We start from the raw sequence: 637 nt of genomic DNA, 5'->3' as shown, positions 1-637 counted from the left end.
AAGCTGACGCGTATGACCGGATGTTTTTCGTCTGGCATACCGGCAACATCCCGGAGAACGGGGGGCCGGAAGGCGTGATCCTGCTCGGGCCGCAGCGACTCGCGCGGATGATCCTCGATGCAGGATTGTCGTCGTGGCTCCGGGAGAAGGTCTCGTGAGGCTCCACATATCTGCACTGTCGCTAGCGCGGCCTGCGCGAAAGGACTGAGCGTGGACTACGAACCTTATCCCGATGAGATGGAGGACGAGCCTCGCTATCGTCCAGTAGCGGACATCGGCCACGCCGAGCTCTACGAGGCCCTGATGACACTCGCCGGGTTTGGCGAGAACCCATTTCTGGCCATGCAGGCGAGCCAGCTGTGCCTGGTCGACAACATGCTCAACCGCGTTGAGCAGGAGATTCTGGAACGCCAGCTCGATGATGAACCGCCGCGCGGCCGGATGGCGCAGCTCTCCGCGCTGACGCCAATGTGGATCTATGCCGCCTATGAACTGCTGCGCACATGGCGCCAGCGGTGCGAAGAGGTGATCAAGCTCGCGGAAAATGGAGGGATCAGCCTGAAGGCGACGAACCTCGCACGGGAACTCGGCTACCGGCACTACGACCGGGAACTTCGGGCCCAGCAGCTTCGCGACG

1 protein-coding gene is annotated in these 637 nt (G+C 62.6%); it reads left to right on the top strand.

Features of this window, described 5'->3' with window-relative positions:
• Window positions 1-210 precede the first annotated feature (210 nt).
• The coding region (locus tag V6E90_RS21460; protein ID WP_332606403.1) for a hypothetical protein at window positions 211-637 on the top strand (427 nt) is incomplete at its 3' end.

Origin of the sequence: Acinetobacter sp. ESBL14 (genome assembly GCF_036668815.1) — a bacterium.
Taxonomy (GTDB): Bacteria; Pseudomonadota; Gammaproteobacteria; order Pseudomonadales; family Moraxellaceae; genus Acinetobacter; species Acinetobacter gyllenbergii.
The sequence above is the reverse complement of the archived record's forward strand: the minus strand, read 5'-3'. Positions and strand labels throughout refer to the sequence as shown.